Genomic DNA, 19,248 nt, shown 5'->3' on the forward strand with positions numbered 1-19,248 from the left:
CGTCCGCCCGGATGATCTCCGCCGCCGCGCGGGACGGGTCCCGCCGGTCGCCGAAGACCTCTCGACGCGCGGGTTACTCACTGGTTAAGGTGCGCCGACGACCCGAGGGGAGGCCACCGTGGCAGGGACGGAACCGACCGCCGAGGCGGTCGCCGAGGCGGACGCCGACGCGCTGTTCGTGCTGACCGCGGCGCTGCTCACGCCCGCCCGTTTCCCGAGCGTCCTGGGCGACGACTACCCGGCCGCCTGTGCGGCACTCGGCCTGGAGCCGTACCAGGAGGGCTACGGGCTCGTCCTGGGCCAGGACGGGCTCGGGGCGCGGTGGACGGTGGTCGTGGAGGACGTGTCGCTGGTCGCGACGGCCATCTCCGCGTGGGACTGCGGCATGCCCTACGACCTCTCCCCCGACGGGGATTCCGTGGTGGCCGGACTTCCCGGCTGGCCGCTGGCGGTCGTCTCCCGCGCGCCGGGGGTTCCCGCGCCGCACGACCCGGAACCGGAGGAGGGCGATCCGCCGCCGCTCGTCCCGCCGTCCGGTGACGCGTGGGGACCGGCCCAGCGGCGGCTGGGAGCCGACGAGGTGGCGCTGCGGTGGGCGGACTGGCGGGCCGGCGTCACCACGGCCTTCGGCCCGGGCGCGGAGGACGGCCCCCGTACCGGCTCGGAGGCGGACGGCCCCGAGACGGTCCCGGACGCGGGCGGTGGGGCGCAGGGCGGTACGAGGGACGGCTCCGCGCCGGGTGTCGCTTCCCCCGATCCGTACGACGGGGTGCGGCGGGCGCTGGCCGAGTTGCGCGGCTATCTGGAGGCGCCCCCTCCGGTGGGGCGGGTGAGGTCCTCCTTCGCCACGGCGGACGCCCGCGTCCTGCGCGCGGACGGGCCGGGCTGGTCGTTCGTCGCCCGGACCGACGACATGGCCTTCGTGCTCCTGGACGACCGGCCCCGCGAGGTCTTCCCGGTGGCCCGGGGACCACGGCTCCCCTCGCTCCTGCAAGCCCTGGACGCGATCGCGATACGCCCTTCCTGACCTACGGGACGGGGGTCAGACCCGTTCGAGGGGACGGTGCGGGCCCGCCGGCAGTTCGACCCGGATCGGGTCGCCGGGACGCACCTCCCCGCCGGTCAGGACGACGCTCATGATCCCGGCCTTGCGGACGACCTCGCCGTTCTCGTCACGGCCGAGGACCTGCTTGAGCAGTCCGCTGCGGAAGCGGTCGATCTGCACGCACGGGTTGCGCAGGCCGGTGACCTCCACCACGGCCTCCTCGCCGAGGTGGAGCCGGGTGCCGGTGGGCAGCGCGAGCAGGTCGACGCCGCGGGTGGTGATGTTCTCGCCGAGGTCGCCGGGAGCCACCTCGAAGCCGGCGCCCGCGACCTCCTCGAAGAGTTCGGCGTGGATGAGGTGGACCTGACGGAGGTTCGGCTGCGTCGGGTCCTGCGCGACGCGGGACCGGTGCCTGACCGTCTCGCCCGCGTGGACGTCGCCCTCGACGCCGAGCCCGGCGAGGAGGGTGACGGCCTCCCGGTTGGGCTTGGTGAACGAGTACGTGCCGTTGCTGCTGACCGTCAGGACGATGGCGTCGCTCATGTCGGAGTCCCCTTCTCCCCTGTCCGGGGGCGCGTGCGTACCGCACCCCTCCCCCGGTTCGATGATCACCTCATGTGATCCCTTCGCACCCTACTCGCCACGGTCCGCGCGGAGCGGCGCGCCCACCTCGTGGAGATGCCCGAGGGCCTGCCGGTAGGAGTCGACGAAGCCGGTCTCGGTGTACGGGACGCCGAGTGCCCGGCAGTGGGCGCGAACGGCGGGCCGGGCGAGGCGCAGGTGGGGGCGCGGCATGCTGGGGAAGAGGTGGTGCTCGATCTGGTAGTTGAGGCCGCCGAGGAACCAGTCGGTCAGGGCGCCGCCGCGGATGTTGCGCGAGGTCAGCACCTGGCGGCGCAGATGGCCCCAGCTGTCCCCGTCGGCGTGTTCGTCGGGCCGGTCCATGCCCTTGTGGTTCGGGGCGAAGGCCAGGCCGAGGTGGACACCGAGCACCATGTGGTGGAGAAGCGCGAAGACGAGCGCCTGGGCAGGGGTGAGCAGGAACAGGAGCAGGGCCGCGCCGCCGAGGAGGTGGGCGGCGACGAGGGCTCCTTCGACGCGGCGCTCACGCGCGCTGCGCCAGGGGCCGTCCTTCGCGAGCAGGGCCTGGATGCCGTACACCTTGAGCGCGATGCCCTCCAGCGTCGTCAGTGGGAAGAACAGCCACGCCTGGTGACGCGTGAGGAAGCGGCGCAGGGCGGTGCGGCGGCCGGCGGCCTGGTGGGCGGCGAAGACCAGCACGTCGGCGGCGACGTCGGGGTCCTTGTCGAGGTGGTTGGGGTGGGCGTGGTGGCGGTTGTGCTTGTCGTTCCACCACTCCCGGCTCATGCCCAGGAGCAGGTTGGCGTGGACGAGCTGGATGATCCTGCCGGTGCGCCGGTCGGCCGTGATCTGCGCGTGGCCGGCGTCGTGGGCGACGAAGGCGGCGCGGGCGGAGAGCAGGGCGAGGGGGACGGCGAGCGGGAGGGTCCACCAGGACGGGCCGAGGAGAGCGAGCCCGGCGACGACGGCGGCGATGCCGAGGAGGTTGACCGCGATGCCGCGGGCGTACCAGCCGGGCCGGTGCTCCAGGAGCCCCTGTTCCCTGACGGCGCGCAGCAGCGGGGCGAACTCGCTGCCGCGCGCGGTGCCCGCCGCGGCGGCGGGCGGGGACGGCACGCGGGGGCCGTCCCGGGGCGGGGCGGGTGCCGGGAGCGGGGGCGGGGCGGTGGCCTGGGACATGGACGGGCTCCGGTTTCTGTGGCTGGGGTGGCGGTCCGCACCGCGGTGCGCCGTCTCCTCAGAACGTACGGACCCCGGCCCGGCCGGGGCCATGACGGCACCACCCGGCACCGGCGGGGGGCGCGCCCGGGGACGGGGGTGGGGTTCACCCCACCCCCGCCCCCGGAGTGTGGCGCGGATCACCACCCGAGTGCGCCCATGCGCGTCGCGGGTGGGGTAAGGTCGGCCGCTCCGCCCAGTAGTCAAATTTGAGGAATGCGTTGTCGCTGTCGCACGGTCCCCTCGCATCCGCCCGCGAACTCGCTTGCCACTCCGCCGTTTTCCTGCCCTCCGACCCGCCGCGCGCCGGCCTGATCGCCTTCTGGTCACCAAGCGGAGAGGCCCTGCCCGACGTACCGGTCCCGTCGCCCGCGCCGGACGCCCGCACGGACTCCCCCGCGCACGTCCCCGCGCTTCCGGCGCCGTTCACCGCCGGTGAGATCACGGTCGTGGACGGGGACGACCTGCGCCGGGTGACCGTACCCGCCCGCTTCCTCGCGGTCCGGGACGCGCTGCCGCTCCTCGCCTCCGCCCGCCTCGCCGGCGGCGCGCCGGCCGCGACCGCCTTCTGGGGAGCCGCCGCCCTCCTCGCCCTGGACCTCGTGGCCCGGGGCCTCGTCCTCCCGGGTCTGAGCCCCGGGGACCTCGACGCCTGGCGGGCCGGACCGCTCGGCCCCGGCCAGCTGGCGGAGCTGCGGACGCTCGCCGCCTCGATGCCGCCGGACGCGCACGCCGTCCCCCTGACGGCCGACGGGCCGCCGCTGCTGCCCGAACCCGAGGCGCTCCTGCGCGCCTTCGCGGACGCGGTCGCCGACACCCTCCCCCGTACCCCCGCCGCCCCGCTGGTGGCCGGCGGTCCGGCCTTCGCGGGCGAAGCCCCGCAGGCCGTCCCCGGACAGCGGGCGTGGGCCGCCGAGGTGGCGGCCGTCCACGACGCGGGCGTACGGCTGTCCCTCCGCCTCGAACTGCCCGGATTCACCGACGCGTCGCGGGAGGCACCCGCTTTCCGGGCCGTCCTCCAGGTCCACGCCGCGGCCGACCCCGCCCTCGTCGCGGACGCGGCCGACCTGTGGGCGGGCTCCGGCCGGGCCGCCGCGTCGTTCGGTCCCCGCGCCCGCATGGACGCCCTGCTCGCACTGCGCCGGGCCGCGCGGGCCTGGGCGCCGCTGTCCCCGCTGCTCGCGGCGGCCGTGCCCGACGCCGTCGAACTGGCCGACGAGGAGGTCGCGGAGCTTCTCGGGCCGGCGTCGCACGCGCTCGCCGCGGCGGGGGTCCGGGTCCACTGGCCGCGCGGACTGACGGACCGTCTCACCTCGGTGGCGGTCATCGGCCCCCCGGAAGGGGAGGGCGACGGAGCCGACGGAGCGGCCGGCCCCGGGGCGTGGGACGCGGCCGGGGAACCGTACGACCGGGCCGGTGGAGGCGACGGCGGCGCCGGGTCCGGGTCCGGACCCTCCTCCGGTCCGCCCCCGCTGCTCTCCGCCGACGCGCTGCTCGCCTTCAACTGGCGCTTCGCCGTGGGCGGCCACCGGCTCAGCCGTGCCGAGCTCGACCGGCTCGCCGAGGCGGGGCGGCCCCTGGTACGGCTCCGCGACCGGTGGGTCCTCGTCGACCCCGGCGAGGTACGGCGCGCCGTCGGCCGGCGGGACCGGAAGGTGACCCCGGTCGACGCCCTCGCGGCCGTGCTCACCGGGACCACCGAGGTCGACGGCCGGACCGTCGAGGTGGCCGCGACCGGCTGGCTGGAGCGGCTGAGGGAACGCCTCGCCGACCCGGAGGGCGGCGCGCGGGAGATCGAGCAGCCCGCCGCGCTCGCGGCCACCCTGCGCGACTACCAGCTGCGCGGCCTCAACTGGCTGCACCGCATGACCTCCCTGGGTCTCGGCGGCTGTCTCGCCGACGACATGGGCCTCGGCAAGACGATCACGGTCATCGCCCTGCACCTGCACCGGCAGACCGATCCCGCCTCGGCGGGTCCGACGCTCGTCGTCTGTCCGACGTCCCTCATGGGCAACTGGCAGCGGGAGATCGAGAAGTTCGCGCCCGGGACGCCGGTGCGCCGCTTCCACGGCACCACGCGCGACCTCGACGGCCTCACGCCCGGCACCGTCGTCCTCACCACGTACGGCACCATGCGGCTGGACGCCGAGCGGCTGGCCCGGCAGGACTGGGGGCTCGTCGTCGCGGACGAGGCCCAGCACGTCAAGAACCCCTACTCGGCGACCGCCCGGCAGCTGCGCACCCTCCGGGCACGCGCGCGCGTGGCGCTGTCCGGCACGCCGGTGGAGAACAACCTCTCCGAGCTGTGGGCGATCCTCGACTGGACGACACCGGGACTGCTCGGCTCCCTCGGCGCCTTCCGCACCCGCTTCGCCTCCGCCGTCGAGGGCGGCCGCGATCCGGCCGCCGCCGAGCGGCTCGGCGCGCTCGTCCGCCCCTTCCTCCTGCGCCGGCGCAAGTCGGACCCGGGCATCGCGCCCGAGCTGCCGCCGAAGACGGAGACCGACCGGACCGTCTCGCTCACGCCCGAGCAGGCCGGCCTGTACGAGGCGGTCGTCCGGGAGAACCTGGAGGCGATCGCCGCCGCCGAGGGCATGGAACGGCGCGGCCTGGTCGTGAAACTGCTCACCGCGCTCAAGCAGATCTGCAACCATCCCGCCCAGTACCTGAAGGAGGACGATCCGCGCATCGAGGGCCGGTCGGGCAAGCTCGAACTGCTCGACGAACTGCTCGGCACGATCCTCGCCGAAGGGGCGAGCACCCTCGTCTTCACGCAGTACGTGGCGATGGGGAGGCTTCTGCAGGCGCATCTCGCCACGCGCGGTGTGCGCACCCAGTTCCTGCACGGTGGTACGCCGGTGGCCGAGCGGGAGGCGATGGTCGCCCGCTTCCAGGACGGAGAGGTGCCGGTCTTCCTGCTCTCCCTGAAGGCGGCCGGCACGGGGCTCAACCTGACCAGGGCGGAGCACGTCGTGCACTACGACCGCTGGTGGAACCCGGCCGTGGAGGCGCAGGCCACCGACCGGGCCTACCGGATCGGTCAGGACCGGCCGGTCCAGGTCCACCGGCTGATCGCGGAGGGGACGGTCGAGGACCGGATCGCCGCGATGCTCGACCGGAAGCGCCGACTGGCCGACGCCGTGCTCGGCGGCGGCGACACGCCGCCCGAGCTGACCGAACTGACCGACGCCGAACTGGCGGAGCTCGTACGACTGCGAGAGGACGGAGGGGACGGGCGATGAGCGCGTACGGGAACGAGGGCGACGAGCGGACGTTCGCGGCGCTGCCTGCCGCGCGGGGTGCCGCGTTCGCCCGCACCTGGTGGGGCCGGGCCTGGCTGAAGGCGCTGGAGGACACGGCGCTCGACGGACAGCAGCTCAAGGCCGGGCGGCGGCACGCCCGGGCCGGGGCGGTCGGCGCGGTGTCGGTGCGGCCGGGGCGGATCACCGCGCTGGTGCAGGACCGCGACGGCACGGCGCACCGCGCCGACGTGCTGGTGCGGGAGCTCTCCGAGGAGGAGTGGGAGCGGCTGCTCGACCTGGCCGTGGACAGCGCGGGGCACGTCGCGGCGCTGCTCGAACGGGAGATGCCGCCGCACCTCGTGGAGGACGCGGCGGCGGCCGGCCTGGAATTGCTGCCGGGCATCGGCGACCTGGAACCGGAGTGCGGGTGCGAGGCGTGGGACCACTGCGCGCACACCTCGGCGCTCTGCTACCAGGTGGCGCGGCTGCTCGACGAGGACCCGTTCGTCCTGCTCCTGATGCGCGGGCGCGGGGAGCGGTCCGTCCTCGGCGAACTCCAGGCCCGGGGCACGCGCCGTGCGGCAGCGGCGGCCTCCGCGGCTGAGGGGGCGGGCCCCGCGGCCGACCCGGCCGGCCCACCCGGTGTGCCGGCCGCGGAGGCGTACGCGGCGCGGGACATCCTGCCGCCGCTGCCCGCCCCGCCGGCCGTACGCGCGGAACCGGGCGAGCCTCCGTCGCTCGACACCGGGACCGACCCGGAGCCGTGCGTCGAACCCGCCGCCCTGGAGTTCCTCGCGGCGGACGCGGCGGCCCGGGCGCACCGTCTGCTCGGGGAACTCCTCGGCGGCGCCCCCGCGGACGCCGAGGGCACGGGCGGCGTGGCGGGGCTGACGGTGGCCCAGGACGCGGCCCGCCTGGCCGCCGCCTCCCCCGCGCCGTGGGCGGCGGCGAGGCTCGCCGCCGGTTCGGGCCGGACCCGGGCGGAACTGGACCTGGCCGCGCGGGCCTGGCGGTTCGGTGGCGCGGCCGGCCTCGCCGTGCTGGAGGAGGAGTGGAACCCGGACCCGGACACCTTGGCCTCGGCCGCGGCGCGGCTGGCGCGGGCCTGGGACGACGGTGAGCGCCCGTCCCTGCGCCGGACGGGCGGCGCCCGCTGGACGGTGCCCGGCACGGACGCGCAGCTCCGCCTTGCCCCGGACGGCCGCTGGTGGCCGTACCGGAGGACCGGGACGCGCTGGGCCCCCGTGGGCCCGCCGGACCACGATCCGGCCGCCGCCTTCGGCGTGTTGGCGGGGGAGCCGGGGACGGGCTGAGGGCCGGGGCCGGCCCCGGGGGGCGGCGGCGTCCGGCCCCCGCCCGGCTATTGGAGCGGTCGTGTGAGGCGGGTCCCGGTGCCCGCGGGGGTGGCGAGACTGCAGGCCGCCCGGTCCGAGCCCAGGAGGTGGCTGGTGCGGTAGGGGTACTGGACGAAGGTGGTCCAGCGGGTGCCCACCGGCTGGAGGTCGGCCTTGTGGCGCAGGGGGAGGCGGCAGAGCGCGGTCGCCGCCTCCCGTACCGCGCGGTCGTCGGCGTACGGGCTGGGCAGGAGGGGGCGCGCGACGACCTCGGCATCGTGGGGCGTGTCGCAGGCGCGGCGGACGACGGTGCCGGGCGCGGCGCGGTCGATGTCGAAGCAGTCGCCGACCCGCAGTTCCTCGAAGGAGACGCCGCCGGCGGGTGCGGAGACGTCGGCCGGGGCGCGGTGCGTCGGGCGAGCCGGTGCGGGGGTGCCGGTCCGGGGCGCCGGTGCGGGACCGCCCTGACGCGGCCGGCCGGTCGCCGGGGCGGTCGTGGCACGGGCCGAGGCCGTGGCGGTGACGGCGGGCGACGGGGAGGGCACCAGGACGGCCCCTTCCTCGTGCGGGTCGGCGCGCCGGTCCGCCGGCGGCGGGACGGGGGCACCGGCCGTCGGCGTGTCGGCCTCCGCCCGGCCGGTGGCCGGGGCGGGCGCGTCGCCGGCCGTCGGCGGCGCGGCCGCCGGGACCCGCTCCGCCTCGCCGCCGACCGCCGTGAAGGCCGTCACGACCAGACCCGCCACGAGGATCGGGACGAGGGGAACGCCGATGCGACGCGCCCGACGGGCGGCGCGGGAGGGGGTGGCGGGTGTCGCGCCGGGGACGGACACGCCGTCAGGCGCGAAGACGCGGTGCGGCGCGTGCGGGACGGGAGGTGTCGGAGCGGAGGCGTCCGACACGCCCGGCCGGCGGCCCGGCGGCGGAGGAACGATCGGCTGGTGCGGCACAGGACCAGCGTCGCCTGTTCCCGGCCATGTGGCGAGCCATATCGGGCCGTTGACCGGGCCCTGTACCGAATCGTGACCAACTCCGGCGGCGGACGTGTCCCTCCCCCGCCGCCCGACGTGCTACGCCCTGTCCGGATCGGAGCGGCGTCCGGTGCCCGGCAGGACCCGTGCACCGGAGGGCACTCCCCGGTCCCGCCCGGCCGACACAACACCTTTCAGAGGCCGAGCCGGCGCTCCGCCGCCTCGACCGTCTGCGCGAGGAGCACGGCGATGGTCATGGGGCCGACGCCGCCGGGGACCGGGGTGCCCCGTCGGCTCAGGCGCTGTCGCTCCGGCTGAACCAGCCGCTGAAAGCGGGGGATTCCGGGTCCGGGCTGCCGCTGTCGGTGGCGGTGGCCGTGGTGCGGGGGCGCCGCTCGGCCCTCTCCAGCATCCGCTGGGCCTCGGCCCGCCACGTTCCGGCGTCGGCGCGGGGCGGCGGCAGGAAGGGCCCCCGCTCGGACGCCTCGGCCGCGGCGCCGAAGAAGTCGCCGCCCTTGCGCCGGAAGTCGTCGGTGCCCCAGGGGCGTCCCTCGCCGCGGCTCTGCCGGGGCACCTTCTGGAGGTGCGGGATGTGCTTGGCGCAGTGGACGTACGCCTCCTCGACGTCGATCTCCACCCACACCAGCGCGCGGCGGCCCGGGACGGGGTCGGCCGCCAGTCCGGGGTGGGCGCGGCGCATCTCCTCGTCGCCGACGATGCGGGCGCGGCCGTTGACGTGGAGGCCGATGCGGTCCTGGAGGAAGTCGACCATGAGGATGCCGACGTGCGGGTTCTCCTCGATGTTGCCGAGGCTGGCGTGGACGCCGTTGCCCCGGTACTCGGGGTAGGCGAGGGTCGTCTCGTCGAGGACGTGCAGGAAGCCGGGCGGCCCGGCGCGGAAGGTGTTGTCGCATTCGCCGTGCCGGTCGGCCGTGGCGAGGAAGAACATCTCCTGGCGCGCCACGAACGCGCGCATCCGGGTGTTCAGCCGGTCCAGGACCTGGTCGGCGTAGAACTTGTCGGCGCGTTCGGTGGTGCCCATGCGCTGCTGGACGTGGTGTTCGCCGTCGCTGCCGGGGCGGGTGGTGCGGACGGGCGGCGCGTAGAGGTGCCCGGTCTGTTCGAAAGTGCTCAATTGGTTGCCCCGACCAGTTCGTCGATGGAGTCGTGCCGTATGCGGTGCGCGGGAATGCCGAGGTCGACGAGGGCGTCGACGCCGCGGCGGATCATGCCGGGCGGGCCGGACAGGTAGGCGTCGTGCGCGTGCCAGGGGCCGGCCTCGCGGACGGCCCGCGGCAGACCGTCGGTGGGGAGGCCGGCGGGACCGTCGTCCACGACGGGGTGGACCGAGAGCCAGGGGTACGACTGCTTGAGGCGCAGCATGCTGTCGATGTCGTACAGGTCGTCGTCGCGGCGGGCGCCGTAGAACACGTCCACGGTCCGCCGGCGGCCGTGCCGGGCCACGTCCTCGACGAGCGCCCTGATGGGGGCGATGCCGGTGCCGCCGCCGAGGCAGAGCAGGCCGGTGTCGGTGGCGTGGTCGACGGTCATGGAACCCGAGGGCGGTCCGAGCCGGATGACGTCGCCCGGCCGCGCGCGGTGGACGAGGGCGTTGGAGACCCAGCCGGCCGGCACGGCCTTCACGTGGAAGGAGAGCAGCCCGTCGGAGCGGGGGGCGGACGCGAAGGAGTAGTGCCGCCAGACGCGCGGCCACCAGGGGGTCTCCAGGGCGGCGTACTGGCCGGCGAGGAAGGGGTACGGCTGATCGGGCCGGACCGTGACGACGGCGATGTCCGGGGTGCGCATCTCGTGCGCGACCACTTCGGCCTGCCACCAGGCGGGTGAGCGGAGCTCGTCCTCGGCGGCGGCGTCGATCATGATCTGGGAGATCGTGGTGTAGGCGCTGACCCAGGCGGCCTCGGTGCGCGGCCCCCAGGTCCCGGTGGCGTACCGGGAGAGGGCGCCGATGAGGGCCTCGCCGACGGCCGGGTAGTGCGCGGGGAGGGTGCCGTACTTCCGGTGACCGCGACCGAGCCGGGTGAGGTAGGCGGTCAGCGTGGCCGTGTCGTCGGCATGTGTGGCGGCGGTCAGCAGTGCCTTGAAGAGGCGGTCGCGCTGGGCGTCCATGGCGGCCGGGAAGAGGTCGCGCACCTCGGGGTGGCCCAGGAACAGCCGGGCGTAGAAGTAGGAGGTCACCTTGTCGGCGATGGGCTCGATCTCGGCCATCGTGCGGCGCAGGAGCGCGACGTCGGAGGTGTCCTCGGGTGCCGGGGCGGGCGGTGCGGGGGTCCGGGCCGGCGCCGGTGCCGGGGCCTGCGTAGGGGCGGGTGCGGGGCCCTGGACGGGACCGGGGGACGCCTCCCCCGCGTTCTGCCTCTGCTGGGGGACCCGGTCGGCCTGGGGGCTCCGTCCGAACCAGCCCGCGTCGCCCGGCTGGTCGGTGCGTGCCCCGTCCTGCGCCTTGGGGCCGCCGTCGAACCAGCCTCCGCCCCGACTGCCGCCGTCGGCGGACGTGGTGGTCGGACCATCCATCGTTGTGCCTCGCCTCGAACGTTTCGGTCGGTCTCGGCGCGCGGGAGACCCCGCCGCCCGATCGCCGCGTACCCATCGGGAGGGAAATGAGTCACCGCATTTTCCATCGAAGCCGGTGAGCCTGGTCACCTCCCCCGCACGATGTTCACCCGGATGAGTGAACGCGGCCGACCATACCCCGGACCCGTGACGCCCCTCGGAGGACCACGGGACCGCCGCCTGGGCATCTCGCCAGGTCAGGACGGGGTTACTGATCAGTTCGCGCGACGGCGGCTCGTTTCCCGCCCTGTCGGTCGTCGTGAATCGGCGTCAAAAACTCACCATCACATCGGAACTCCTCTATGAGATCTCCACAGGAGCTTCACATCATGACCGGCGGGGGCCGCGTCACGCGTCCTGGAGGCGCCGGAAGGGACGGTTCGCCTCCAGGGCGAAGGCCAGTTCGAGGAGCGTGCGCTCATGTCCGGGGCGGCCCGCGAACATGACGCCGACCGGCAGGCCTTCGCCGGTGGTGACCGGGGAAGGGAGCGAGATCGAGGGGGTCCCCACCACGTTGTCGACCGGGGTGAACGCGACGTACGCGAGGACGCGGGCGAGCAGGTCCGGGTACGGCACGGTCGGCGCGAGGTGCCCGAGCGGAGGGGTGGTGTGAGCCAGGACGGGGGACAGCAGGACGTCCAGGCCGCGGAAGGCCGCCGCGTAGGCCGCCTTGGTCCGCCGCAGCCGCCGCAGCACGGCCGGGGTGGAGCGCCAGTTCTCCAGGTACGTCTCGCGCAAGCCGCGGCTGAGTCCGTCCATCCGGCGCCGGTCGAAGTCGGCCCCCAGGCCGCGGCCGGTGGCGCCGAGGAGGAAGGACAGCAGGCCCCAGTAGGTGAGGAAGTCGTCGGTGAAGCGGGGGTCGATGGCGGGCGTCACCGGTTCCACGGTGTGGCCGAGCCGTTCGAGCGCCGCCACCGTCTCCGTGACGGCCGCGCGGGTGGTGGGGTCGCAGGGGACGCCGTTCGGGGAGTCGAGCAGGAACCCGACGCGCAGGCGCCGCTCCGACGGCCCCTCGACCAGACCCACCGGTGGCAGCGCCGGGTTGCGCCAGTACGTCTCCGCCGCGGCCAGGAAGGCGGCGGTGTCGCGCACCGAACGGCTCACGACGCCCTCGCAGACGATGTCCACCGGGAGCCGGCGGCTCTGTTCGTTGCTCACGAGCCGGCCGCGGGTCGGCTTCAGGCCGACGAGACCGCAGCAGGCGGCCGGGATGCGGATCGAACCGCCGCCGTCGTTGGCGTGGGCGATCGGGACCGCGCCCGCGGCGACGAGCGCGGCGGCGCCGCCGGAGGAACCGCCCGCCGAGTGGCCGGTGTTCCACGGGTTGCGGACGGGTGGGGCGGCCTCGTACTCCGTGCTCGGGCTGAAGCCGAACTCCGGCAGCCGGGTCTTGCCCAGCACCGTGACGCCGGTACCGAGGAGCTGCCGGGTGAAGGGGGCGTGCCGCCGCGCCGGCCTCGGGGTGAAGGCGGCGCTGCCGTGGCCGGTGGCCAGCCCCCGGTAGTCGGTGTTGTCCTTGACGAACGTGGGGACTCCGGCGAGAGGGCCGCCGGTCCCGGTGGCGGCGGCCGGCGCGTCGAGGAAACTGTGGACGGCGTGGAGCCGATCCTCGACCGCCCGTACGCGCTCGGCGGCGTCCCGGGCGACCTCGGCGGCGCCGACCTCACCCCGGCGCAGGGCCTCGGCGAGCCCGACGGCGTCGTGCTCCCCCAGGGCGTCGTCCCGGAAGGCGTGCACCGTGGCCCGTTCCTCGAAAACCGTCACCGCTTCCCCGCCCTCCGCCGTGTGGATGGTGCCCCATCATTCCCTACCGGCGGGTAACGCGCGAGGGTCTCCTACCGGTTCGCGGCGAGAGACCGGGAAGCGCGCCGCTCAGCTCTCCGCGGGGACGCGGGCGGGGCGCAGCGGCAGCCGGCGGCGACGCCGGCGGCGCTCGGCGCGTTCGCGGGTGTGCCGGTCGAGTTCCTCCATGAGGCGCATGCCCCGGTGCTCGGGGTCCAGTTCGTCGAGGACACGGTCGATCTCGGCGAGCATGGCCCCGTAGAGCTGCCAGTGCCCCGGTTCGCGCAGGGCGAGGGCGAGCAGGAGGGGGGCGGCGCGCTCACGGCAGGCGCGGGCGGCGCGGAGCTCGCCCGCGAGGCGGCTCTCCGCCGCCTCGGCGTCCTCGCTGCCCCGCGCGGTGACGAGGACGGCGAAGCTGACGAGGGTGTCGGCGGTGTACTGGAGGGTCTCGCGCACGGCGAGGGCGGTGTCGCGGGGCAGCAGGTCGTCGCCGTCGCGCTCCTTGGCCAGGTCGGTCAGGGTGCGGGTGAGCACGCGCAGGACGACCGCGCAGATCTCCAGGGTGTCCAGGCCGGTGCGCAGCACGATGCGGTGCAGCAGGCCCTCCTTGACGCGGGGGTTGAGCCGCAGGCTGTCCTCGGCGGTGCGCAGCGCGGCGTCCACGTCGGCCACGTCGTTGTCCAGCCGCCGGGCCTCGTGCAGGCGGGCGGCGGCCTGCTCCACGGGCGGAGCGCCGGTCAGTTCCTCGGACACGTCGAGGAGCAGCTGCCGCATGCGGCGGGCCATGTCCTCGATGGAGGCGCCGGCGGTGTCCACCCAGACGGGCGGCGCGAGCAGGAGGTTGAACAGCATGCCGACGACGGCGCCGATGAGGGTCTCCAGGACCCGGTCCCAGGCGGTGTGCGCGACCTGGGTGACGCCGAGCACGAGCATCGCGCTGATCGCGACCTCGGGGATGAACTCCTCGACCTTCACGAACCGGCCCACGACGAGCGAGGCCAGGATGACCAGGGCCAGGCTCCACCAGGAGAGGCCCACCAGCACGCTGAAGGCGATGGCGATGAGCACGCCGACGACGACCGAGTTGACCCGGCGCAGGCTGGTGGTGAGGGTCGAGTAGAGGGTGACCTGCACGACGAGCAGCGCCGTCAGGGGCGCGGTCAGGGGCGCCTGTTCGCTGCTGAGCCAGAGCGCGGCGACGTACGAGAGGGTCGCCGCCGCCGTGGACCGTAGCGTCTGGACCGCGAACGGGTCCCGTCGCATCCTCCTCACGAGATCGTCGTACCGGGCGCTCCGACTGCTGCGCTGCGTCACGTGCTCCCTCGTTCCGATCACGGTGTCCCGTCCGCTCCGAGCCTGCCATCCGCGCGGACGCCAGGGCTCCCGGCGCACCGCGCGGACTGCGCGCCTACCCCTGAACGACCGGGTCATGACCCGGGGCGGTCGCCGCGCGTGGGGCGGGTGGGACGCGGGGGTCAGTCGACGCGGATGACGAGCATGCAGGCGTCGTCCTCGTGTCCGGCCTGGTCGGGGTCGGCGAGGACGGTGTCGATGAGCTCCTGCGGCTCGCTGCCGGCGGCGCGCGTCATCGTCTCGGCGAGGCGCTCGATGCCCTTGTTGATGTCCTCGTCCCGCCGTTCCACCATGCCGTCGGTGTAGAGCAGGAGGACGTCGCCGGACCGGAGGGGGGTGGAGGTCGTCTCGTACGCGTAGCCGGGGAGGGCGCCGAGGAGCGGGCCGCGCCGGCCGGTGTGGAGCGGCCGGGCGCGGCCGTCGCGGAGCAGCAGGGGCGCGGGGTGTCCGGCGTCGGCCCAGTGGAGGGTGTGGGAGTCGTCGATGTGGCCGGCGATGACGGTGGCGGTCTGGCCGGTGGGCTCGCTGCAGATCAGTTCGTTGAGCCAGGTGGTGATCTCCCCGGCGGAGGCGCCGGTCTGGGCGAGGCCGGCGAGCGCGTGGCGCTGCTGGGACATGCGGGCCACCGCGTCGAGGCCGTGTCCGGCGGCGTCGCCGATGGCGACCAGGACCCGGCCGTCGGGCAGGAGCCGGCACTTGTACCAGTCGCCGCCGACGGCCGCGTCGGCCTCGGCGGGGCGGTAGGAGGCGGCCACGGTGAGTCCGACGGCGGCGAGGGCCTGGGAGTGCGTGGGCAGCAGGGCCTCCCGCAGCGCGTCGGCGACCCGGCGTTCGGCCTGGGTCTGGCGCCGCAGGCGGTCCGACTCGCGCTCGGTCTCGGCGAGGCGCCGGCGGCTGCGGATCTGGGGCGTGAGGTCGCGGGCGACCAGGTTCAGGGCCCAGGGCCTGCCGTCGGTGCCGGTGACGGGGCGGCCCAGCAGGTCGAGGGTCCGTACCTCCCCGAGGACGACGAACCGGATGCGGGTCCAGGCGGGCTCCTCGCCGGCGAGGACGGAGGTGAGGAACTCGGCGAGGGCCGTCAGGTCGTCCGGCAGCAGGGCGTCGCAGAGCTGTTCCAGGGACCAGGGCATGCGGACGTCGGCGTGGAAGATCCGGCAGAGCCCTTCGGACCAGGTCACCTTCCCGGACAGCAGGTCCCAGTGTCCCCACCCCATCGAGGCGAGGTACTGGGCGTCGATGGTGAGGAGTTCGGTCTGGCTCTGGACGGGGCGCCAGGTGAGCAGCACCTGTTCGCCGCAGAGCGCGGCCGAGTAGAGGAGCGGTGCGCGGTGCAGGCGGCCGAGGCGCTGCTCGGTGTAGTCGACGACCCGGCCCTCCAGCGATCCGCCGTGTGAGACGAGGTCGGCGAGCGCCGGCAGCAGCCCGCTGTTCGCGGCGCCCGGGCGCGCTTCGAGGAAGCGCTGCCCGACCTGCTGGTCGGGGGCCTCCAGCCAGTCGGCGGAGCGGACCCGGTTTCCCGCGACGATCAGGAAGTCCCGGACCCCGCGGGTCGGCTCGTCGTAGACCGGTTCGAGGAGGACGGCGGAGGCGGGGATCGCGCTGAGCGCGGAGCACGTGCCGGAGGCTCCCTTGTCGTGGGTGCTGCACAGGCAGGCGGGCCGGCCGTCACCGGAGGGCGTGGCGGCCGGGACGGCGAACGTCTGGACCGGTGAGGTGAGCTCGTCCCCCGGCGGCGGGGTGGAGGGCTGTTCCGCCGTGCGCCGGACCGACGCGCGCAGGGAGGCGACCTCCCGTCCGATGAGGTCCTTCAGTTCCTCGACGCTGTCGGGCAGCGGAAAACTCATGATCGCCTCCCTGGCGGCACACGCGGCGGGCGCCGCGCCCCCGGCGCGTGCGCGGCGTGCTGCCATGTGCGCCGCTGCCCACGCGCCGGGGGATCATGCGCGCCGGGACGGTGTCCGCGGGGCGGAGGGCCGCCGTCTCACCCGTACGGCTCAGGCCGGTCCGCCGCCCGCCGGTACGGTCGCGGCCTCGGGGTCCTCCGCCCCGGTCCCGGAGCCCTCGCCGGCGGGCGCGGGGCCGTCCGGCTCCCAGCGCAGGAGGTCGCCCGGCTGGCAGTCGAGGACCTGGCAGAGCGCGGCGAGGGTGGTGAAGCGCACCGCCTTGGCGCGGCCGTTCTTGAGGACGGCGAGGTTGGCGGGGGTGATGCCGACGCGCTCCGCGAGTTCGCCGACGGACATCTTGCGGCGGGCGAGCATCACGTCGATCTCCACGACGATCGGCATCAGATCACCTCAGCCAGCTCGTCCCGCATGCGGGCGGCCTCGATGTCCCGGGCGACGGCCTGGGCGAGCAGCACGCGCAGGACGAGGACGATCAGGGCGACGCCGAGCACCGCGAGGCTCGCTCCGCAGATCAGCAGGACGACCCCGGGTGCCACCGCCTCGCCGGGCGCGAGCAGGACCGCGAGGGCGAAGACCACGGCGGCGCCCGCGGCGAAGGCGCCGGTGATGACGTCCACGTACCGGAAGGCGGCGTGCGAGAACACCGTCCCGCGCCGGACCATCGTGACCAGCCGCCAGACGCAGACCAGGACGACCTGGGCGGTCACGACGCCCAGGACGACGATCACGAGCAGCGGGGTCCGCAGATAGGCGTACGTCGCGTTCAGCCCGTTCAGGTCGGAGGCGAGCAGCGGCACCATCACCGCCTCCACGAAGACCGATCCGGTGAACAGCAGCGCGAGCACGGCCCGCAGCGCGAGCACGGCCAACTTTCCCATCGAGACACCTTTCCATCGAGAAGCGATGTGAATCTATCGATTTTCGATAGGCATAGCAAGGGGGGGTGACCCTGTGGTGCGCGAAGGCGTCTCAGGAGGCGCGGTGCACGAGCAGCAGCGCGACGTCGTCGGCCCGGTGCGTGGCGTCCTCGACGTGGCGGATCAGCTCGTCGGCCAGCCGGTCGGGGTCGTCCGCGAACCGTGACCGGGCCAGCCGGTCCGCGAGGTCCGTCATGGCCGTGCCGAGGTCGGTGCCGGGGGCCTCGACGAGGCCGTCGGTGTAGAGGGCGAGCACGGAGCCGGGCTCCCAGGGCATCTCCGTGGTGCGGTACGTGACGTCCGGGGCGATCCCGAGGACGAGCCCCGGCTCGACGTCGAGGACGCGGGCGCCGCCGTCGGGGCCGCGCAGGAGCGGCGGCGGGTGGCCCGCGGTGGCCAGCCGGAGGCGGCCGTGGGCCAGGTCGAGCTCGGCGGTGAGGCAGCTGGTGAACCGGTCGGTGTCGAGGTCGGTGAGCAGCCGGTTGGTGCGGGCGAGGATGTCGCCGGGTGAGGCGCCCGCCGTGGCGTGGGCGTGGACGGCGGTGCGGACCTGCCCCATCAGGGCGGCGGCGGCCGTGTTGTGGCCCTGGACGTCCCCGATGACCGCGATGGCGGTGGTGGGGGTGGCGCGGACGAGGTCGTAGAAGTCCCCGCCGACGTCCATGCCGTGGCCGGCGGGCAGATAGCGGGCGGCGACCCTCACCCCCGGGGGCGGGTTCAGGGTGTGGGGCAGCAGGCCGGTCTGGAGGCTGTGGGCGAGGGACTGCTTGGCGTCGTAGAGGCGCGCGCGGGCCACGGCCTGGGCGATGAGCCCGGCCAGGGAGGTGAGCAGGGCCCGTTCGGCGGGCGGGAAGGGCCGCGGCTGCTCGTAGGAGAGGATCAGCGAGCCCACCGGCCGCCCGGAGGCGATCAGGGGGAGGAACGCCCAGGCGTTGCGGCCCTCGTACCGGGGCGCGTGCGGGTGGACGCGCAGGAGGTCGTCGACGTCCGTGAAGAAGAGGGGGACGCCCGTGGCGAGCACCTGGGCGTCGGCCACGTCCGCGGTCAGGGGCGTGTTGTCGAAGCGCTCGACGAAGTCCTGGCGGTAGCCGCGGTGGCCGACGATGCGCAGCCGTCCCTGGTCGGCGCTCATCATGACGAGGCCCCGCGGTCCGAAGGCGGGGACGATCTGGTCGGCGACGAGTTCCACGACCTCGCGGACCCCGGCCGCCTCGGCCAGGCTGGCCGCCAGGTGCATGAGGCGGTACACCGCGCCGGCGCCGACGGGCTCGGTGACCGGTTCCGGCAGCGCCCGCGCCCCGCCTCCGGCCGCTCCCGCGGCCCCGGCCACGGCCGCCGCTGCCGCGCCGGGGCTCACGGCCGCGCCGGGGGCGGGGGTCGCGTACGGCCCCCCGGGCGGCGGGCCCGCGACCTCGGTGATGTGGACGCTGACCCCGGTGGGGTCGGGATGGAGGTCGAAACGGAGCCATGTGGACGGGCGGCGGACGACGGTCACCGACGTCGGGCGGCGGGTGATCACCGCCTCCCGGTAGCAGTCCTCGAAGGCCGGATCGTCCAGCCACAGCAGCACCTCCCACGGCCGTCGGCCGAGGAGGAAGGCGGCGCCCGCGTTGACCAGCCGGGCGCCCGCGCTGTTGAGGAAGGTGACCCTCCCGTCGAGGTCGAGGGCGCAGCAGCCCACCGGCAGCCGTTCGGCGAACTCGACGGCGGCGGCCCCGAGGGCGGGGTCCGTCTCGGAGGGGCGCGCCGCGTGCACCGCGCGGGGCTCGGCGGGGAGGGACGGCGGGGGCTGCCCGGCCACGGGGGCGAGCAGGCGCGCGGCACGGCGGCAGCAGTCGTCGAGCATCGCGCGTTCCCGGTCGTCGAGCCGGGGCGGGTGCCAGACGGGCCAGAGCAGCACGATGCCGCCGTGGACCGGACCCGTGTCGCCGTCGGCGACGGGGGCGGCGGCCAGCATGAACTCGTACGGCAGGACGATGCCCACGCGGGGGTAGCGGTGGGCGATCTCCTGGCGGCTGCCGAGCCAGACGAACCGCCGGTCCCGGACGGCGTCCGCGACGGGGACGGGCGCGTCGGCCGGGACCCGTACCCACGGGGCGGCGATCTCGGGAGAGACGCCGGAGATCAGGGCGAGGCGCAGGGCGCGCTCCTGCGGCACCAGCAGGTACAGCAGGCCGATCGAGGCGCCGGTGTCCCGCATGACGTCGGCGAGGACGGCGTCCATCCGGCCGTCCTCGAACACGTCCGTGCGGACGCCGTCGGCGGAGGTCCCTGCCACGGGCCGCGCGGCTTCTCCGTCCGGGGCGTCCATGCCGCTCACTCCCCCGTCCCG

The 19,248-nt window shown here is 75.4% G+C and carries 15 protein-coding genes; 3 read left to right on the plus strand and 12 right to left on the minus strand.

Annotated elements, in window-relative coordinates:
• The first annotated feature begins 118 nt into the window (after positions 1-118).
• Entirely contained in the window at positions 119-1,027 is a 909-nt protein-coding gene (locus ACFY60_RS27040; protein ID WP_388613934.1) for a hypothetical protein, read from the plus strand.
• 15 nt (positions 1,028-1,042) lie between these two features.
• On the opposite strand, the gene ACFY60_RS27045 is transcribed toward ACFY60_RS27040, so the two are convergent.
• Together ACFY60_RS27045 and ACFY60_RS27050 are read right to left on the minus strand one after the other, a co-directional pair.
• Complete coding sequence (locus ACFY60_RS27045) at positions 1,043-1,588, minus strand: MOSC domain-containing protein (protein WP_388613936.1); 546 nt, start codon at positions 1,586-1,588, stop codon at positions 1,043-1,045.
• Positions 1,589-1,678: 90 nt separating this feature from the next.
• Complete coding sequence (locus tag ACFY60_RS27050) at positions 1,679-2,806, minus strand: acyl-CoA desaturase (RefSeq protein ID WP_388613938.1); 1,128 nt, start codon at positions 2,804-2,806, stop codon at positions 1,679-1,681.
• Positions 2,807-3,066: 260 nt separating this feature from the next.
• Between ACFY60_RS27050 and ACFY60_RS27055 the strand changes: the two genes are divergently transcribed.
• Both ACFY60_RS27055 and ACFY60_RS27060 read left to right on the plus strand, forming a co-directional pair.
• Positions 3,067-6,087 (plus strand): SNF2-related protein, encoded by a 3,021-nt coding sequence (locus tag ACFY60_RS27055; protein WP_388613941.1) that lies wholly within the window; start codon positions 3,067-3,069, stop codon positions 6,085-6,087.
• On the plus strand, positions 6,084-7,400 hold the full coding sequence (locus tag ACFY60_RS27060; RefSeq protein ID WP_388613943.1) for an SWF or SNF family helicase: 1,317 nt from the start codon (positions 6,084-6,086) through the stop codon (positions 7,398-7,400). Before ACFY60_RS27055 ends, ACFY60_RS27060 begins: the two co-directional genes overlap by 4 nt.
• Positions 7,401-7,447: 47 nt before the next feature.
• On the opposite strand, the gene ACFY60_RS27065 is transcribed toward ACFY60_RS27060, so the two are convergent.
• The 10 genes from ACFY60_RS27065 to ACFY60_RS27110 form a co-directional block, all read right to left on the minus strand.
• Positions 7,448-8,251, minus strand: coding sequence for a hypothetical protein (locus ACFY60_RS27065; RefSeq protein ID WP_388613946.1), 804 nt, complete (start codon positions 8,249-8,251; stop codon positions 7,448-7,450).
• Between the two features lie 332 nt (positions 8,252-8,583).
• Complete coding sequence (locus ACFY60_RS27070; protein ID WP_388614153.1) at positions 8,584-8,730, minus strand: hypothetical protein; 147 nt, start codon at positions 8,728-8,730, stop codon at positions 8,584-8,586.
• Positions 8,685-9,431, minus strand: a complete 747-nt coding sequence (locus tag ACFY60_RS27075; protein ID WP_388614155.1) for a pyridoxamine 5'-phosphate oxidase family protein — start codon at positions 9,429-9,431, stop codon at positions 8,685-8,687. Before ACFY60_RS27075 ends, ACFY60_RS27070 begins: the two co-directional genes overlap by 46 nt.
• An 89-nt stretch (positions 9,432-9,520) precedes the next feature.
• Positions 9,521-10,921 carry a globin domain-containing protein gene (locus ACFY60_RS27080; RefSeq protein WP_388613948.1) on the minus strand — a complete coding sequence of 467 codons (1,401 nt, stop codon included), beginning with the start codon at positions 10,919-10,921 and terminating at the stop codon, positions 9,521-9,523.
• A gap of 387 nt (positions 10,922-11,308) precedes the next feature.
• Complete coding sequence (locus tag ACFY60_RS27085; protein WP_388613951.1) at positions 11,309-12,724, minus strand: amidase; 1,416 nt, start codon at positions 12,722-12,724, stop codon at positions 11,309-11,311.
• 108 nt (positions 12,725-12,832) lie between these two features.
• On the minus strand, positions 12,833-14,005 hold the full coding sequence (locus ACFY60_RS27090) for an aromatic acid exporter family protein (protein ID WP_388613954.1): 1,173 nt from the start codon (positions 14,003-14,005) through the stop codon (positions 12,833-12,835).
• Positions 14,006-14,217: 212 nt separating this feature from the next.
• The gene (locus tag ACFY60_RS27095) at positions 14,218-15,939 is read right to left on the minus strand and encodes a PP2C family protein-serine/threonine phosphatase (RefSeq protein ID WP_388613957.1); all 1,722 of its coding nucleotides are present in this window, start codon (positions 15,937-15,939) and stop codon (positions 14,218-14,220) included.
• Between the two features lie 150 nt (positions 15,940-16,089).
• Positions 16,090-16,380: a helix-turn-helix domain-containing protein gene (locus ACFY60_RS27100; RefSeq protein ID WP_388613959.1), complete on the minus strand. Its 291-nt coding sequence runs from the start codon at positions 16,378-16,380 to the stop codon at positions 16,090-16,092.
• On the minus strand, positions 16,380-16,877 hold the full coding sequence (locus ACFY60_RS27105; protein ID WP_388613962.1) for a DUF2975 domain-containing protein: 498 nt from the start codon (positions 16,875-16,877) through the stop codon (positions 16,380-16,382). The genes ACFY60_RS27100 and ACFY60_RS27105 overlap by 1 nt, the downstream gene beginning before the upstream one ends.
• Before the next feature lie 91 nt (positions 16,878-16,968).
• A complete protein-coding gene (locus ACFY60_RS27110) occupies positions 16,969-19,140 on the minus strand; it encodes a SpoIIE family protein phosphatase (protein ID WP_388614157.1) in 2,172 nt (723 codons plus the stop codon).
• Positions 19,141-19,248: the final 108 nt, after the last annotated feature.

It is taken from the genome of Streptomyces sp. NPDC012827 (assembly GCF_042900905.1).
Taxonomy (GTDB): Bacteria; Actinomycetota; Actinomycetes; order Streptomycetales; family Streptomycetaceae; genus Streptomyces; species Streptomyces gulbargensis.

Excerpts from the sequence above, each read along its gene's own strand:
- ACFY60_RS27095 (WP_388613957.1), bottom strand. The coding sequence starts at position 15,939 with ATGAGTTTTCCGCTGCCCGACAGCGTCGAGGAACTGAAGGACCTCATC.
- ACFY60_RS27090 (WP_388613954.1), bottom strand. The coding sequence starts at position 14,005 with ATGCGACGGGACCCGTTCGCGGTCCAGACGCTACGGTCCACGGCGGCG.
- ACFY60_RS27075 (WP_388614155.1), bottom strand. The coding sequence starts at position 9,431 with ATGGGCACCACCGAACGCGCCGACAAGTTCTACGCCGACCAGGTCCTG.
- ACFY60_RS27060 (WP_388613943.1), top strand. The coding sequence starts at position 6,084 with ATGAGCGCGTACGGGAACGAGGGCGACGAGCGGACGTTCGCGGCGCTG.
- ACFY60_RS27105 (WP_388613962.1), bottom strand. The coding sequence starts at position 16,877 with ATGGGAAAGTTGGCCGTGCTCGCGCTGCGGGCCGTGCTCGCGCTGCTG.
- ACFY60_RS27110 (WP_388614157.1), bottom strand. The coding sequence starts at position 19,140 with ATGGACGCCGTCCTCGCCGACGTCATGCGGGACACCGGCGCCTCGATC.
- ACFY60_RS27050 (WP_388613938.1), bottom strand. The coding sequence starts at position 2,806 with ATGTCCCAGGCCACCGCCCCGCCCCCGCTCCCGGCACCCGCCCCGCCC.
- ACFY60_RS27100 (WP_388613959.1), bottom strand. The coding sequence starts at position 16,380 with ATGCCGATCGTCGTGGAGATCGACGTGATGCTCGCCCGCCGCAAGATG.
- ACFY60_RS27080 (WP_388613948.1), bottom strand. The coding sequence starts at position 10,921 with ATGGATGGTCCGACCACCACGTCCGCCGACGGCGGCAGTCGGGGCGGA.
- ACFY60_RS27045 (WP_388613936.1), bottom strand. The coding sequence starts at position 1,588 with ATGAGCGACGCCATCGTCCTGACGGTCAGCAGCAACGGCACGTACTCG.